Genomic DNA, 16,073 nt, shown 5'->3' with positions numbered 1-16,073 from the left:
AAGGAGGCCAAGGCTGAGCACGGCTGCGCAGGTGAGGAGGCGCGGAGTCTTCAGGATTGACGCCTTCAGTACAGGCTGGGGGGAAAGAGCTTGAAGACCATGTCTTCGAGGCGCTGCCACAGGCTGCGGGCGGGCTGGCGGGTCAGCTCGCCGGCGTCGCTGCGCCATACGAGCCCGCCCGCCGGGCTGCGGGTGACTTCCCAGCTGTTGGCGGCTTCCATGTCCCGGTCCATGCGCCGGGCGAGCCTGTCGGCCAGGACCGGGCTGTCGATGATCACCCCCATCTCGGAGTTGAGGATCTGGGAGCGGGGGTCGAGGTTCATGGAGCCGACGAAGGCCCGCTCCCGGTCGATCACCATGGCCTTGGTATGCAGACCCACGAAGGCGGCGCGCAGGGGCGGGAGGTCGACGAACTCGCCCTGCACGGCGGCGTCGGCGCGCAGTTCGTGCAGGCGGGCCCCGGTGGCGAGGATGGGCTCGCGCCAGGCCTGGTAGTGGCTGTTCACCGCCGGCACGTCATGGGAGGCCAGGGAGTTGGTGAGGATGCGCACCTGTACGCCGCGCGCGCCGAGTTCGCGCAGGTCGTCCATGAAGAGGGTGTCGGGGATGATGTAGGCGTTGGTGATCAGCACCTCCCGGCGGGCCGAACGCATCAGGGCCCGGAACGCTTCGGGTGTGTGGTTGCTGACCTTCGCGTCGCGGGAAGGCGAGTCGGTATGCACCTGGCTGGCACCGACAGCGAGCATGGCCGGCAGGCCGGCCAGCGGGCCGTCCCAGTCGGTGCTGCCGGCGTTGAGGGCCTGCAGGCTGGGGTGGCGCATCAGCTCGGCCCGCGAGCGGCTGCCCAGCTCGTCATCCGGTGAGGATGCCTCCGCGGCCTCCGGTTTGGGAATCCGGCGCACCCATTCGCTGTTCCAGTAACGGTCGAACACCTGGCTGGCCTGCCGCGCCACCGGGCCGACGCCGAGCACGTCCAGGTCGTGGAAGTTGAAGTCGGGGTTGAGACCGAAATATTCGTCACCCAGGTTGCGTCCGCCGATGATGGCCGCGCGGTTGTCCACGATCATCTGCTTGTTGTGCATGCGCCGGTTGAGGCGCTCGAAATCGGTGGCCGTGCCGAAAACGCGGCCGGCCAGGGAGCGTTCCTGCCAGGCATTGAAGACGCGGATCTCGATGTTGGGGTGGCGGTCGATTCGCGCCAGCAGGCTGTCGCGCAGCTCCACGTGGGTCATGTCGTGGAGCATGGTGTTCAAGTCATCGAACAGGATGCGCACCTTGACGCCGCGGTCAGCGGCGTCGATCACCCGGAACATGATCAGCTTGCCCACCGTGTCGCCAAACCATACGTAGTACTGCAGGTCGATGCTGTGACGGGCCGAGTCGATCAGGGCCAGGCGCCACTGCAGTGCTCTGTCATTGCGTTCGAGCAGGTCGAAGCCGGAGCTCCCGGCGCCATGGTGCGTGGCGATCCGGGTCTCGGTGCTGGCAAACGGGCTGTCGGGGCGCGGGGCCTGGGCGATGCCGGGCGGCGGCTTTTGCCACGCCGGCTGGGCTGCACAGCCGGCGAGCAGGGCGGCGGCAAGGATCGGGATGCAGGCCGGGCCGAAACGGGGAGAGCACATGGCAGGACGACGCAGTGCAGGCTTAGGCCGGGAATCTCATCATGCCGGCCGGGAATGCGCAAGCTGCAGCGCGCTGCCGGCCATCGGTCTCAACGTTCGGCTAGCACCAGCAGGTTGCGTGGGGTCAGGGCACGGTCGCAGAAGGTGCCGACGCGAACGCTGAAGCCGGCTTCTTCCAGGCCCAGGGCCACATCCAGCACGAGCCACATCTCCAGCCCGCGGCGGAAGGCATGGCGGATCAGTTCCAGGCGGCGGACTTCGCCACGGCGTTGTTCGCCCACCGCCTGCCAGTGGGCCCAGTCCACCTGGGCTGGCAGGGGCAGGCCTTCGCGCTCGGCCAGGAAGCGGCCGTAATCGGAGAACTCGCCCGTCAACCAGGTGGGGGGCACCGGCCGGAAGGGGCGGATGGCCTCGCCGAGGAGGGCGTTGCGCAGGGCGATGAAGCCGAGCTTCCAGGCCTGGTCGCGGGCCAGACGCCGGCGGATGCGCTGGGTGGCGGTGACGGTTTCGGTGACGGCCAGGCGCAGGGTGTGGCCGTCGAGGGGCAGATCGGCGTCACGGTTGAGGGGGAGGTAGCCGTCCTGGGCGCCACGGTAGTAGCAGCACGGGGCGATGCGGTAGCTGCGGGCGCCGTCGTCGGCCGCATGGCGCACCAGGGCGCGGTGCAGCTCGCCGCAGGCATGCAGGGCCAGCACGGCATGGTCGCGTACATGCCGGTGGGCGCCCGCTTCCAGGGCGTCGGCGCACAGCACGATCTGTTCGATGCGGGCCCGGCTGGCCAGGCGGGTGGCATGCTCGCAGAGCTCCGGGTCGATCTCCAGGGAGCTCACCGGCTGCCCGTCACTCAAGGCCAGGCGTCGGCCCAGGTGCCCCTTGCCGGCGCACCATTCCAGCAGGGGGGCGCCGGCGGCCGGGCTGTGGGCGGCGAAGGCTTCGATCTGTTCACGCTTGCGCTGGGGGATCTGCCAGTCGAACTGGGCTCCGACGGGGGGCAGCTCGCGGGGTGGCAGGGCGGGGAGCTCACACAGTCTTTCCAGCTGCGTGGCGACGGGCAGCCTCGGGGCGAGCCAGTCCTGGAAGGCCGCCGGATCACCGGACAGATGCTCAAGGGTGCTGTCATCCAGCTGCAGGGCCGCCTCGGCGAGCGTGGGCCACTGGGCACACCAGGGGGGCCGGCGTTCGTAGAAGGGCGAGGCCCGCCACAGAGGCTGGTGGGCGTTGAGTACGGACTGGAGGGCGAGGAAGCGTTGGCGGAGCGTCATGGTACGGGCGGCACGCGCATGGGGGGGCCGCCAGGGCGGGAGGTCAGGATTCAGGCTAACACTGAATGGCCTTGCCAGCCTGGCACTGACGGCCTGAGCGGGTGTGTCGGGCGCTGTGCTTGAAAGGCGCGCGCCAGTCGCAGGATCAGTATTTCGGTGGCACCATGCCGGGCTTGCGCGCAGGCGCTGTGGGGTCATTGGTGACCAGGACTGATTTTTGCAAAGGAGTGGAATGCGTTACGTTCGTTGGCTGCTCGTGCTCGTCGCCTGTGTTGTCATTCCGACGATCGGGCATGCCCTGAGCCCGGCGGCGCTGGCGCCGGATACCCGTTGCCTGTCCCTGCGGCCCCACTTGGAGGTGCTTGAGGATCCGTCGGGCCAGCTCTCCATCGACGAGGTGCAGCGCCCTGAGATGGCCAGCCGGTTTGCCCCGGTGGCCGGAGACAGCGATCTGAATTTCGGTTACTCGGCATCCACTTACTGGCTGCGCCTGAAACTGGTGGCCGATGCGGGTGCGGCCCGGGACTGGTTGCTGGAGCTGGCCTACCCGTCCCTGGATTTCGTCGATTTCCATTCCGTGTCGGGTGAGGGGGAGCCGGTGCATCTGCGCAGCGGTGATCTGACCCCCCATGCCACGTGGCCCTTCGAGCATCGCAACCTGGTGTTCCCCCTGGTGGTGAGGCCGGGTGGCGAGCAGACGGTTTACCTGCGGGTCCGCTCCGGCGGCAGCCTGACCGTGCCGGCGACCTTATGGGCGCCGCGGGCCTTGCACGAGAACGACCAGAAGGTGTACGGGGTCCTGGCCCTGTATTTCGGCATGCTGCTGGCCCTCGGCATCTACAACCTGCTGCTGTTTTTCTCGCTGCGGGAGCGGATCTATCTGGTGTACGTGGCCTGTGTCGGATCCATGGCGCTGGCCCAGTTGTCCATGCTTGGCCTCGGCAACCAGTACCTGTGGCCCAACGCCCCGGGCTGGGGCAATATCGCTCTGCCGGTGGGGTTCTGTATGACCGGCTTCTTCGGGGCGATCTTCACCCGGCAGTTTCTGCACACGGCCCGGACGGCTCCCGGGCTCGATCGGCTGATCCGCTTTCTGCAGGTGTGTTTCGTGATCGCTGGGCTGGTCCCGGTGATCTACGCCTATCGGCCGGGTGGCGTGGCAACGGCGCTGGTGGGCACGGCCTTTTCGTGTGTTGCCGTGGTGGGTGGGCTGCTGGCTTTCCAGCGCGGGCAGCCGGCCGCGCGGATCTTCCTGGCGGCCTGGAGCCTGTTGTTGCTGGGTGTGGCCATGCTGTCCCTGCGGACCCTCAACTGGCTGCCGACCAACCCGCTGACGTCCTACGGCATGCAGATCGGTTCGGCGCTGGAGATGTTGCTGTTCTCCTTTGCCCTGGCCAGCCGCATCCATATCCTGCGGCGTGACAAGGAGCTGGCCCAGGCCGAGGCCCTGGCCGCCGAGCGCCTCGCCCGGGAAGCCCTGGAGGCGTCGGAGAAGGCGCTGGAGGAGCGCATCGCCCAGCGTACGGCCGAGCTTGCCGATACCACCGAACGTTCGGCCAAGCTGGCGGCGCTGCTGCGCCTGATGTGCGACAACGTGCCCGACATGATCTGGGCCAAGGATCTGGAGGGGCATTATCTGTTTGCCAACCAGGCCATGTGCCGTGACCTGTTGTGCGCCGCCGATACGTCCGAGCCGGTTGGCCGCAACGATCTGTTCTTCGCTCTGCGTGAGCGCGCGGCCCACCCGGACGACCGCCACTGGCACACCTTTGGCGAGTTGTGCGGGGACACCGACCTTGTGACCCTGGCCCGCGGTTGCCCGTCCACTTTCGAGGAGAGCGGCAATATCCGCGGGCACCTGCTGGTGCTGGATGTGCGCAAGGCCCCCTTCGTCAACGAGCACGGGGAAATCATCGGCACCGTGGGTTCGGCCCGGGACGTGACCGAGCGCAAGCAGCTGGATGCCGAGCTGGCGCTCCATCGCCGGCACCTCGAAGCGCTGGTCGTCGAGCGCACCGCGGCGCTCTCCATCGCCAAGGAGGCGGCCGAGAGTGCCAGCCGGGCCAAGAGCGCCTTCCTGGCCAACATGAGCCATGAGCTGCGCACACCCATGAACGGCATCATGGGCATGACCGACCTGGCTCTGCGCCGGGCGACCGATCCGAAGCAGATCGACCAGCTAAAGAAGGTCAGGCAGGCGTCGCAGCACCTGCTCGCGGTGATCAACGACATCCTCGACATTTCAAAGATCGAAGCCGACCGTCTCACCCTCGAGACGGTGGATTTCACGCTGGCCGATGTCCTCGACAGCCTGACCGCTCTGATCAGCCCGACGGCCGCCGCCAAGGGCCTGAGCCTGGATCTGGATATTGCCACGCCCCTGGCTGAGCGCCGCTTCAAGGGGGATCCGGTGCGCCTCGGGCAGGTCCTCCTCAACCTGGCCAGCAATGCGGTCAAGTTCACCCACAGGGGCGGTGTGACAGTACGCGTGCAGGCGCCCGAGGGCGAGAATCACAAGGTGCTGGTGCGTTTCGAGGTGCTCGATACGGGTATTGGCATCCCTGCGGAAGACCAGAAGCGCCTGTTCCTGGCGTTCGAGCAGTCGGACAATTCAACCACGCGCAAATATGGGGGTACGGGCCTCGGGCTGACCATCAGCAAGCGTCTGACGCAGTTGATGGGAGGCCGTATCGGCGTGGATAGCGTGCCAGGCGCCGGCAGCGTGTTCTGGTTCGCCGTACCCCTGGTCATGGCAGATCCCGAGCCGCTGCAGGGCCTGGCCGGGGCAGGGCGTACGGCCGAGGAGCTGTTGCGCGAGACCTGTGCCGGCGCCCGGGTGCTGCTGGTGGAGGATGAACCGATCAACCGGGAGGTGTCCCGGGAGCTGCTTCTGGTAGCGGGCCTGGACGTCGATCTGGCCGAGGACGGCGCCCAGGCGGTCGAGCTGGCGAGACATACTGATTACGATCTGATCCTGATGGACCTGCAGATGCCCAGGCTGAACGGTTTTGAAGCGGCCCGGGGAATCCGCGCTCTGCCCGGCAGGCCCTACACGCCCATCGTGGCCCTGACGGCAAACGCCTTCGAGCAGGACCGGCTGGCCTGCATCGAGGCCGGTATGGATGACCACATCGGCAAACCTGTCGGTGCCGAGCCCTTCTACGCCACGCTGCTCCGCTGGCTGCCCCGGGATGCCCGCCGGCGGCGTGACCCGCCGGCCTGAGGCCACGATTTCTTCACCAGCCTTGAGCGCCCCGTTGCGTGCCCGGGGGCTCAACCTCCGCCGCCACACATCTTGACGCCTTCGAAGAGCCATCCGGCCTGCATCATCTGGGTGACCACGTCCATGTCGGTGGTGAAGCGGTGGTTCGAGTCGTTCTGGGCGAAGCGGTTGTTGTAGAGGCGATAGACCGGCACGCTGCCTACCGGGCAGACGTTGTTTTTCGGGACTTTCATGTAATAGGCGATGCCCTCGTAGACCCAGCCCGGATAGCCCTTGACGTCATTGCACTCCTTGGCGTCGGCGGTGAAGAAGTGGGAGTTCGGCCCCTTGGCATAAAACCGGCAGACCGGCTGCGCGCCGCCGGATGCGTCGCGCCAGGCCAGGAAGTAGTCGTAGGTGTCACGCCAGCCATTGCCGGCGTTGCCGGCGAGGATGAAGGCGGAATCACTGCGTGCGCCGGTGCGGAAGTAGTGCCGGATGTCCACGTTGTAGTACTCGGTGACCAGCAGGTAGGGCTCCAGCGCCGAGACGGTCAGCAGGGTCTGGTAGGCGTCGGCGATTCCGGCGCCGCACAGGAGGTAGGTTTCGGCGTAGCTGCTGCAGAGGGAGTCCCGGGGAAAGTCGTGGCTCGACAGGTAGATCGAGAAATACAGGACTTCGGGGCTGATCAGCGGGTCGCGGGCCAGGGCCAGGGCGGCTATGCCCGACACGTGGGGTGCCGCCATGCTGGTGCCTTCGTAATAGTCATAGCTGCTGGAAACCGGCCATTTGCTGCCCGAGTTGACTGTCGAGTAGATGCCCGACCCCGGCGTGCCGTAGTAGCTGATGTCACCGCCAGGGGCCGAGATGCTCACCGTATTCACGAAGCTGTAGTTGCTGTAGCTGGCCCGGTAGCCGTCATGGTCCACCGCGCCGACTGTCATCACGCCATCGCAGGCCGCCGGTACGACGTAGGCAGATTCGGTGTCGTCGTTGCCCGCTGCGGCAACCACCAGCGCGCCGGTGGCCCGCACTCGGTTGAGCGCTTCCTCATAGCCGGCGGTACAGCCACCGGGGCTCCAGCCACCCAGGCTCAGGTTGAGAACCTGGGCGGGGTAGGGGTTGAGGGGAACGCCCGGTACCGCGAGACCGACGGCCCACAGCATGCCGTCGATGATGTCCGATACGCTTCCGCCGCATTTGCCCAGCACCCGTACCGGGAGGATGCGGGTATTCCAGTTGGTGCCTGCCATGCCCGACCAGTTGTTGCCGGCCGCGGCGATGATGCCGGTCACGTGGGTGCCATGCCAGCTCGAGGGCCATCCCGGGGTGCCCGCACCGCACTCGTTGTCGGCCGTCCAGTCGCCCGGGTCGCTGGCGTCGGCGTCCCGTCCGTTGCCATCGTTGGCCGTGAACGGGTCGGAGATGAAGTCGTAGCCGGGCAGCACACGGGACTGGAACTCCGGGTGGGCGGTGATGCCGGTGTCGAGCACGGCGACGATCGTGCTGGCGGAGCCCGTGGTGATCGTCCAGGCGGACGGGAGGTTGGCTGAGCCCGCGTAGAGGTAGGCCGACTGCATGTTCCACTGCTTGGGGAACGAGATGTCATTGGGGGTGAAGTTGCGGGTTGAGCGCACATCCTCGGTAACCTGTTCGACCTCCGGCAGGGCCCGCACCCGGGCGACGATGGCCTCGACCTCCGCAGCCGTCTTAGGGCTGGAGAAGCGGAATACGTGGAAGCCCATGGACATGGCGCGGTGGAAGCGCAGATCGCCGCCTGCGGCACCATTGAGTTGCGCGATGAGCGCTTCGGGCGGCGGGGCGTTGCTGGCCGACAGGGCCTGCACCTCGGGCGCGCGGAAACGGATGGCCAGGCCATCCACCTGCCCGGGCCGGGCCACACGCTCGCTGCCCTGCATGGCCTTCTTGATCTGCCGTGCGCTATCGATGGAGGCGGGCATCGACACGGGCTTATCTGCGCCGAACCCCATGTTTCGCAACCGGGCCTCAAGGCGCATTCGCCCTTCCGCAGGGGTGAGGGCCGAACCCTGGCCAGGCTCGGCGAGGGCGGAGCTCATCGAGGCGACGACGAGCAGGGCTGCGACCGATGAGGTCCGCAGAGAAGGCTTTAAAGATAGGTAGGAGGGCACGGGAGCTCCTGAAAGCAGGCCAGTAAATTCTGATGGAATATTTCAACTCCATCTTAGCTGACGGAGGCGTTCGTGGATGTGACACGCTTAACTCGTGTTCCGGTACTGGCTCTGGCGAGGGCCCGGGTCTGGAGATCGAATTTGTGAAATATTGTTATGGCTAGATCGCATCTCGATTCAACGCTGATCGGTCACTGCAGGCAATGCCCTTCCTCTCCCTCGTCAAAGCCCTTGGCTTTCGGGCCAAGTTCTTTCTGATTGCAGCCCTGGCAGCCCTGGCCGTCGCCATGTCCGTTGCCCAAGTGGTGATGGAGCGCGTGGCAATGATCCAGGCGACTCGTGCCCAGACTGAGGCGCTGGCCGGTGTCAACCTGGCCCAACAGTATCTGCAAGCCCTGCAGGCGCACAAATCCTTGCTGGTCTCTGCAGAGGGCGCCGATGCGTCTGCTGGCTTGCCTGCAGCCCGTGAGCGGATCGAAAGCACCCATGCTGCCTTGCTGTCCTGGCACGTCGCCGAGCACCGGGGGGCGTGCTGGAAGATGCATGGCGTAGCGTCGAGGAGCAGGCCGGTGCGATGGCTGGTGCACTCCCGGAGCACTTTTCCGGCCGCAAGGCGGCGCAGGCGCTGCACGGCCACGGTATGCACAGTGACACGGTGCTTGCCTACCTCGCCGCGATCTCGGATCGCTACGGCCTCGTGCCGGACCGGGACATTGATACCCACCATCTGGCCCATATGTTGGTTGTTGCAGGACCGTCCTTGGGAGAGCAGCTCTCCCGGGCGGGTTTCCTGGTCGAGCGTAGTGTTCGTGAGGGCTTCCTGAGCGACCGCGACCGCAGCGCCATTGTCGGCAGTGTATCCATCGCCGGCGACCTTGCGCGCCAGCTGTCCCGGGAGCTGGCGCGCTTGCCCGACAGCCTGGCGGATGGAAATCTCATGGGGGTCAGCGGAGAGCTTTCGGCTTCTTTCGAACTGGCGCAGATCGTCGCGTTCGGGCTGACCCTGCAGAATGCCACTTACAGCGCGGACGAGGCTTCGTCCGCATTCCGCACGCCGGCAGAGGCACTTCGAACGCTCGAGACACGCCTTGGCGTGGCGTTGTCGGAAGTCCTGGCGTCACGTCTGGCCTCGAACTATCAGGCGCTGTGGCTGACATGCATCGCCTCCCTCGTGCCCTTGCTCCTGGCGGTGTATGGATTTTTTGTGGTGTACCAGGCCCTGACGGATGCGATCAGCGCCATCCGCGCCGATGCCAATCGCCTGGCGACCGGTGACCTGACGGTGGTGTTCCAGGTCGATAGCCGCGATGAGTTTCGCGACATTGCCGACACCATGAACCACGTGACCAGGGCGTTCCGCCAGCTCATCGAGCGTCTGGTGGATAGCGCTCACGCCTTGACTTCTGCGTCCATGGCGTTTGCCCACGCCACCGTCGAGATCTCCGAGCGCAGTCATGAGCAGCGCAGCTCAGCGGATCGTGCCTCGGCGTCCATTCTGGATCTGGTTGAGGGGGTACAGAGAATCGCGGTGTCTGCCCACGAAGCGCGCAGCCTGGCGAGAACAGCAGGCCAGGTGTCCGACAGGGGGGCTACGGTGATCCAGGACTCCACGGAGGAGATCAGGCGCATGGCGTCTCATATCTCGGAGGCCACCGGCCATCTGGATTTGCTGGAGTCCGAGTCGCGGCAGATCTCCGGAATTGTCGATGTCATCCGGGAGATTGCCGAGCAGACCAACCTGTTGGCCCTCAATGCGGCGATCGAGGCCGCACGCGCCGGCGAGGCTGGCCGCGGTTTTGCCGTGGTCGCCGATGAGGTGCGCAAGCTGGCCGAGCGCACCAAGGATTCAACGCAGCGTATCTCGACGATGATAGAGCGGACGCAGGGGATTGCCTCCAGGACGGTCTGTGCCGTGCGCCAGGGGGCCGACCAGGTTTCCCAGGGAGTCGAGAAGGCGTCGGAGGCATCGGCGTCGATCCGCTCGATCCAGGAGAAGACCCTGGCGGCCGAGCAGGCCAGCGGATCGATCAGCGACGCGCTGGAGCAGCATCGCGACGAGTCGCGTCACATCGCCGAGATCATCTCCACGATTTCGGCTTCTTCCCTGAGCAACGCCGAGGCCTTGATGGCGGCCACCCAGTCGGCCGGCGTGCTGGAAGTCCTGGCCGGGAACATGCGAGATTCCATTGCCCGCTTCACCCTGCCTGCCGGTCGTCTGGCTGGCCATGAGGAGGGGCGCGTCGAGTTGTTCTGAGGCGCGTCGTACGAGGGGCTGTGAGCCCGCGCTTTGTCGGGTATGGCCCTGGCGCGGCTGACGGCTTCCTGTCTGTTCCCGACCCGAAAAATCGATTCCTGTTGCCCGTGCTGCGTATGCGCTCCCGTCCCCCTGCGTCCTGCCTGTCCTTGCAGAGCTTTGCCTGCCTCCATCCGCGTCAGGATGTCGCCACGGTCCGTCATTTGCTGAGGCGGGTGGAGCCCTTGTCCGGCAATGTCTGCTGCCTGAGTGTCCTCGACCGGTTTCTGCTGGATGAAGAGGTGTACGCGCTGCCGGTTGTCGACGATGGCGCCCGCCCGATCGCGCTGATCGATCGTGCCAGCTTCATTGAGTTTTTCAGTCGCCGGTATAGCCGGGACGTTTTCGGACGCCGCAGCATCCTCGAGTTGCTTGCCCATCCGCGCTACAGCAACGGGCCCCCGTTGGTCATCGGGGATGACTGTACGGTGGAGGATGCGGCGCGGACGATCATCGGTGCCGGCATGCGCCACATGGTCACTGGCTTCATCGTCAGTGCCGGTGACCGCTACCTGGGGGTTGCCGATGGTCGTGATCTGCTCGACATCATCACCCAGCGCAAGCAGGCGGTTCTCTACCAGATGGCGCACTACGATGCGCTGACGGGCATCCCCAATCGCGCATTGTTCACCGATCGCCTTGAACGTGCCTGCCTGGACGCAGATCGCTCCGGGCGTCTGGTCGCCTTGCTGTTCATCGACGTGGACCGTTTCAAGCAGATCAACGACTCCCTTGGCCATAGCGCCGGCGACGAGGTGCTGCGCCGGGTGGTAGGGCGCCTGAAGGCCTGTGCCAGGCAAGTGGATACGGTGGCCCGCCTGGCCGGCGATGAGTTCGTCATTCTGATGGAGGATCTGACCCATCCGGATCAGGTCGCCCCGGTGGCGCGCCGGATCGTCGATTCGATGCAGGAGCCGATGGACATGCTGGGGCATGCGCCCGTGATCACGGTGAGTATCGGCAGCGCGATCTATCCCCACGATGATCTGCGGATCGGCGCGCTGCTGACCAAGGCGGATGCGGCAATGTACGAGGCAAAGGCGGCCGGGCGGAACGGCTTTCGCAGCTACTCGCCGGAGATGCCGACGGGGAGCGTCAGCTGCATTTCGCTGGAGAGCGAGTTGCGCAAGGCGATCGAGCGGGATGAGCTGGAACTGCATTTCCAACCCCAGCTGGCGCTGGATGGCCAGCAGGTATGCGGTGTGGAGGCGCTGCTGCGCTGGCAGCATCCTGAAAGAGGCATGGTGCCGCCTCTCGAGTTCATCCCCGTGGCCGAGGAGAGCGGGCTGATTGTCGGGCTTGGCGCGTGGGTCGTGAAGCGGGCTCTCGCGCAATTGCGCAGCTGGCTGGACGACGGCCTGCCTCCGCTGCGCATGTCGGTGAATATATCGGCCTTGCAGTTCCGTCAGCCCGGCTTTGCGGACTTTCTGGCAAGCCAGCTGGTCGAGCATCGTCTCCCGGGCGATTGTGTGGAGCTCGAGCTGACGGAAAGTGTCCTGATGCACAACGCGGACGAGGTGCTGTGCACCTTGAACGCCATCAAGGCCCTCGGCGTCAGGTTGGCGATTGACGATTTCGGTACCGGCTATTCCAGCCTGGGCTACCTGAGGCGTCTGCCGATTGACCGCCTGAAAATCGATCAGTCCTTCGTCCGGGACATCGACACCACCCCCGTAAACGAATCGATAGCCCGCGCCATCATCGCCCTGGCCAACAGCCTGTCCCTGGATATCGTGGCTGAGGGCATTGAAACCGAGGCCGAACTGAGCGTCCTCCGGTGCTTGAACTGCCATCAGGGTCAGGGCTACCTGTTCTCCAGGCCGCTTGCCGCCGCGTCTCTTATCGCCTGGTGGCGTGTCCGCAGTCCGCGCGCACCCGTGCTCTGTTCGTCGTGAGGGCACGGGATCCACAAGGCTCCCTCTGACGGGCATCTCCAAGGCTGTTGAGTCAATTTTCTGTCGTCGCAGCCGCCTCTGCCGTCTGGTTGCGCTCCCGCCAGGCCTGGGGCGGCAGGCCGGTCCAGGTGCGGAAGGCGCGGCTGAAGCTCTTTTCGTTGCCGAAACCCACCAGGGCCGAGATCTGCTTGACCGATTTGCGGCTGCGGTCGAGGAGCGCGATGGCGTGGTCGCGGCGGGTGTCGTCCTTGAGCTGCTGCAGGGAGGAGCCTTCTTCCTTGAGCTGCCGGTGCAGGGTGCGGACAGAAACATGCAGGTGTTCGGCGACCCGCTCGGCGGTGGCGCCCAGGTTGTCGGGGCTGCGCAGGAAGTGACGCACGCCCTCGACGAGCAGCCGGTCGCGCCGGTACTGGAGCACGGTGAGAGGCAGGGCGCGCTGGAGCATGGCGCGCAGGGCGGATTCGTCGCGGCGGATGGGCAGCGCGAGGTAGCGGGCGTCGAAGCTGAACCCCGCCATGTCGGCGTTGAACTGCACGGGGCCGGGGAAGAGCAGGGGGTAGGTCTCGGCGTGGGGCGGCGGTGGGAAGGGAAAGCGCGTTTCCTGCAGGGGAATGCGTGAGTCGATGGCCCAGCAGGCGTAGCCCAGCACATAGCGCAGCAGGGTGACCAGGCAGAACTCGCGCAGTTCGTCCAGCTCGCGCCTGGGGGTCAGGGTGAGGCGGGCCTCGCTGCCGCTGATCTCAAGGCGTAGCTCGATGTCGTCGGTCAGCAGGCGGTGGTGGCGGCACCAGCGTTTGAGGGCCACGCCCAGATCGGGCGAGGTGATGGAAGCACGGCACAGCATGCCGTAGCTGCCCCAGGGCAGGCGCCGGGAGAACCAGCCCAGGGCTTCGTCGTCGAGCTCCTGCATCGCCGCCCCCGACATGATCTCCATCTGGCTGGCAGTCACCCGCGCTTCGGGGTGTCCGAGCAGAGCTGGGCTGATGCCGGCGCGGGCCAGGGCGTTGGCCGGGTCTGTACCGTAGCGGCGGTAACCGGCCAGGATGGCCTCGATGAAGGCGATCGGTGTTGCAGCGCGGGATAGGTCGGGCGGGCGGGTGTCGGGAGCGGGATTTTCCATGGCCCCGAAATTTTATCGTCTGTGGCCTGTGCTCGTGGCACGATCTGCAACCACGATGGCGCCCGGCACCCTGTCGGGAGACGTACTCTGCCGCGTGTCGACAGGGACTGCCAAGTCCGGTCCCGCCATACCCATCTTCCGGAGGAGACAAACCATGAACGTACCCAGCCTCGATTTCCATCTCGGCGAAACCATCGAAGCCCTGCGCGACACCATCCAGGCCTTCGCGGCCAAGGAGATCGCGCCCCGCGCGGCCGAGATCGACCGGGTGAATGAGTTTCCCGCCGACCTGTGGAAGAAGCTCGGCGACCTGGGCCTGCATGGCATGACCGCGCCGGAGGAGTACGGTGGTACCAACATGGGCTACCTGGCGCACATCATCGCCCTGGAAGAAGTCTCCCGCGCCTCCGCTTCTGTCGGCCTGTCCTACGGCGCCCACTCCAACCTGTGCGTCAACCAGATCCGCCGCAACGGCACCGAAGCCCAGAAGCAGAAATACCTGCCCAAGCTGATCTCCGGCGACCACGTGGGCGCCCTGGCCATGAGCGAGCCCAACGCCGGCTCTGACGTGGTGAGCATGAAGCTGCGCGCCGACAAGAAGGGCGATCGCTATGTGCTCAACGGCGCCAAGATGTGGATCACCAACGGCGGCGACGCCGACACCCTGGTGGTGTATGCCAAGACCGACATCGAAGCCGGCCCCAAGGGCATGACCGCCTTCATCATCGAGAAGGGCATGAAGGGCTTTACCCATGGCACCCACCTGGACAAGCTGGGCATGCGCGGTTCCAACACCTTCCCCCTGTTCTTCGACGATGTGGAGGTGCCCGAGGAGAACGTGCTGGGTGGCGTAGGCAATGGCGTCAAGGTGCTGATGAGTGGCCTCGACTACGAGCGCGCCGTGCTGTGCGGTGGCCCGCTGGGCATCATGGCGGCGTGCATGGACGAAGTCGTGCCCTACCTCCACGACCGCAAGCAGTTTGGCCAGAGCATTGGCGAGTTCCAGCTGATGCAGGGCAAGCTGGCCGACATGTACTCCACCTGGATGGCTACCCGCGCTTATGTGTACGCGGTGGGCCAGGCCTGTGACCGCACCGACCACGCCCGTTCCCTGCGCAAGGACGCCGCTGGCGCCATCCTGTATTCCGCCGAGAAGGCCACCTGGATGGCCGGCGAAGCCATCCAGACCCTGGGCGGTGTGGGCTATACCAACGAATACCCGGTCGGCCGCCTGTGGCGCGACGCCAAACTTTACGAGATCGGCGCCGGCACCAGCGAGATCCGCCGCATGCTGATCGGTCGCGAGCTGTTCTCCGAAACGGCCTGAGCAAGGAAGCCGACATGAGCGTCATCAAATCCAGCATCAACCCGCGGTCGCCCGAGTTCCAGGCCAACACGGCCGAGATGGGCAAGATCGTGGCCGACCTGCGCGAGAAGGCTGCGCAGGTGTCCCTCGGCGGTGGTGAGGCGGCCCGGGCCAAGCATGTGGCGCGCGGCAAGCTGCTGCCCCGCGACCGGGTCAATCATTTGCTTGATCCCGGCACCGGCTTTCTCGAACTCGGCCAGCTGGCCGCCTACGGGATGTACGACAACGATGCGCCCTCGGCCGGCGTGATCACCGGCATCGGCCGGGTCAATGGCACCGAGTGCATGATCGTGGCCAACGATGCCACCGTGAAGGGCGGCACCTACTACCCGATGACGGTGAAGAAGCACCTGCGCGCCCAGGAGATCGCCCAGGAAAACCGCCTGCCGTGCATCTACCTGGTGGATTCCGGCGGCGCCTTCCTGCCCAAGCAGGACGAGGTCTTCCCCGACCGGGACCACTTCGGGCGCATCTTCTTCAACCAGGCCAACATGTCGGCCCTGGGCATTCCCCAGATCGCCGTGGTGATGGGCTCGTGCACCGCCGGCGGCGCCTACGTGCCGGCCATGAGCGACGAGACCATCATCGTCAAGAACCAGGGCACCATCTTCCTGGGTGGCCCGCCGCTGGTGAAGGCGGCCACCGGCGAGGTGGTGACGGCCGAAGACCTGGGCGGCGGCGACGTGCACACCCGCGTCTCCGGCGTGGCCGACCATCTGGCCGAGAACGACACCCACGCCCTGCACATCGCCCGGCGCATCGTCGGCACCCTCAACCGGACCAAGCCGGTCGGGCTGAAGTTGCTCGATGCGGAGGAGCCTCTTTACGATCCTGCCGAGATCTACGGCGTGATCCCCACCGACACGCGCAAGCCCTACGACGTGCGCGAGGTGATTGCCCGCATCGTCGATGGCTCGCGCTTCGACGAGTTCAAGGCGCGCTACGGCACGACCCTGGTCACTGGCTTTGCCCACCTCTACGGCATGCCCATCGGCATCGTCGCCAACAACGGCATCCTGTTCGGCGAGTCGGCCCAGAAGGGCGCCCACTTCATCGAGCTGTGCGCTCAGCGCGGCGTGCCGCTGGTCTTCCTGCAGAACATCACCGGCTTCATGGTCGGCCGCAAGTATGAGAACGGCGGCATCGCCAAGGACGGCGCGAAG

The 16,073-nt window shown here is 66.1% G+C and carries 10 protein-coding genes; 5 read left to right on the top strand and 5 right to left on the bottom strand.

Annotated elements, in window-relative coordinates:
• Positions 1 to 65: 65 nt before the first annotated feature.
• Together ACIQ09_RS18520 and ACIQ09_RS18515 are read right to left on the bottom strand one after the other, a co-directional pair.
• Complete coding sequence (locus ACIQ09_RS18520) at positions 66 to 1,622, bottom strand: phosphatidylserine/phosphatidylglycerophosphate/cardiolipin synthase family protein (protein ID WP_398313269.1); 1,557 nt, start codon at positions 1,620 to 1,622, stop codon at positions 66 to 68.
• A gap of 89 nt (positions 1,623 to 1,711) precedes the next feature.
• Entirely contained in the window at positions 1,712 to 2,884 is a 1,173-nt protein-coding gene (locus tag ACIQ09_RS18515) for a methyltransferase (RefSeq protein WP_398313267.1), read from the bottom strand.
• Between the two features lie 232 nt (positions 2,885 to 3,116).
• On the opposite strand from ACIQ09_RS18515, the gene ACIQ09_RS18510 reads away from it, so the two are divergent.
• Positions 3,117 to 6,107, top strand: coding sequence for a 7TM diverse intracellular signaling domain-containing protein (locus tag ACIQ09_RS18510; protein WP_398313265.1), 2,991 nt, complete (start codon positions 3,117 to 3,119; stop codon positions 6,105 to 6,107).
• Between the two features lie 50 nt (positions 6,108 to 6,157).
• Here ACIQ09_RS18510 and ACIQ09_RS18505 read toward each other — a convergent pair whose 3' ends face one another.
• Entirely contained in the window at positions 6,158 to 8,047 is a 1,890-nt protein-coding gene (locus tag ACIQ09_RS18505) for a S8 family peptidase (RefSeq protein ID WP_398313271.1), read from the bottom strand.
• A 380-nt stretch (positions 8,048 to 8,427) separates the two neighbouring features.
• The gene (locus ACIQ09_RS18500) at positions 8,428 to 8,724 is read right to left on the bottom strand and encodes a hypothetical protein (protein WP_398313263.1); all 297 of its coding nucleotides are present in this window, start codon (positions 8,722 to 8,724) and stop codon (positions 8,428 to 8,430) included.
• An 86-nt stretch (positions 8,725 to 8,810) separates the two neighbouring features.
• Between ACIQ09_RS18500 and ACIQ09_RS18495 the strand changes: the two genes are divergently transcribed.
• Both ACIQ09_RS18495 and ACIQ09_RS18490 read left to right on the top strand, forming a co-directional pair.
• Positions 8,811 to 10,490 (top strand): methyl-accepting chemotaxis protein, encoded by a 1,680-nt coding sequence (locus ACIQ09_RS18495; RefSeq protein ID WP_398313261.1) that lies wholly within the window; start codon positions 8,811 to 8,813, stop codon positions 10,488 to 10,490.
• Between the two features lie 116 nt (positions 10,491 to 10,606).
• On the top strand, positions 10,607 to 12,424 hold the full coding sequence (locus ACIQ09_RS18490) for a putative bifunctional diguanylate cyclase/phosphodiesterase (RefSeq protein ID WP_398313259.1): 1,818 nt from the start codon (positions 10,607 to 10,609) through the stop codon (positions 12,422 to 12,424).
• 52 nt (positions 12,425 to 12,476) lie between these two features.
• Here ACIQ09_RS18490 and ACIQ09_RS18485 read toward each other — a convergent pair whose 3' ends face one another.
• Positions 12,477 to 13,544 carry an AraC family transcriptional regulator gene (locus tag ACIQ09_RS18485; protein WP_398313257.1) on the bottom strand — a complete coding sequence of 356 codons (1,068 nt, stop codon included), beginning with the start codon at positions 13,542 to 13,544 and terminating at the stop codon, positions 12,477 to 12,479.
• A gap of 154 nt (positions 13,545 to 13,698) precedes the next feature.
• On the opposite strand from ACIQ09_RS18485, the gene ACIQ09_RS18480 reads away from it, so the two are divergent.
• Positions 13,699 to 14,871 carry an isovaleryl-CoA dehydrogenase gene (locus ACIQ09_RS18480; RefSeq protein WP_398313255.1) on the top strand — a complete coding sequence of 391 codons (1,173 nt, stop codon included), beginning with the start codon at positions 13,699 to 13,701 and terminating at the stop codon, positions 14,869 to 14,871.
• A 14-nt stretch (positions 14,872 to 14,885) separates the two neighbouring features.
• Positions 14,886 to 16,073, top strand: a 1,188-nt coding sequence (locus ACIQ09_RS18475) for a carboxyl transferase domain-containing protein (protein ID WP_398313253.1), incomplete at its 3' end; no start/stop codon positions are given.

The organism is Zoogloea sp., from assembly GCF_044344315.1.
In the GTDB taxonomy this organism is placed as follows: domain Bacteria; phylum Pseudomonadota; class Gammaproteobacteria; order Burkholderiales; family Rhodocyclaceae; genus Zoogloea.
The sequence above is the reverse complement of the archived record's forward strand: the minus strand, read 5'-3'. Positions and strand labels throughout refer to the sequence as shown.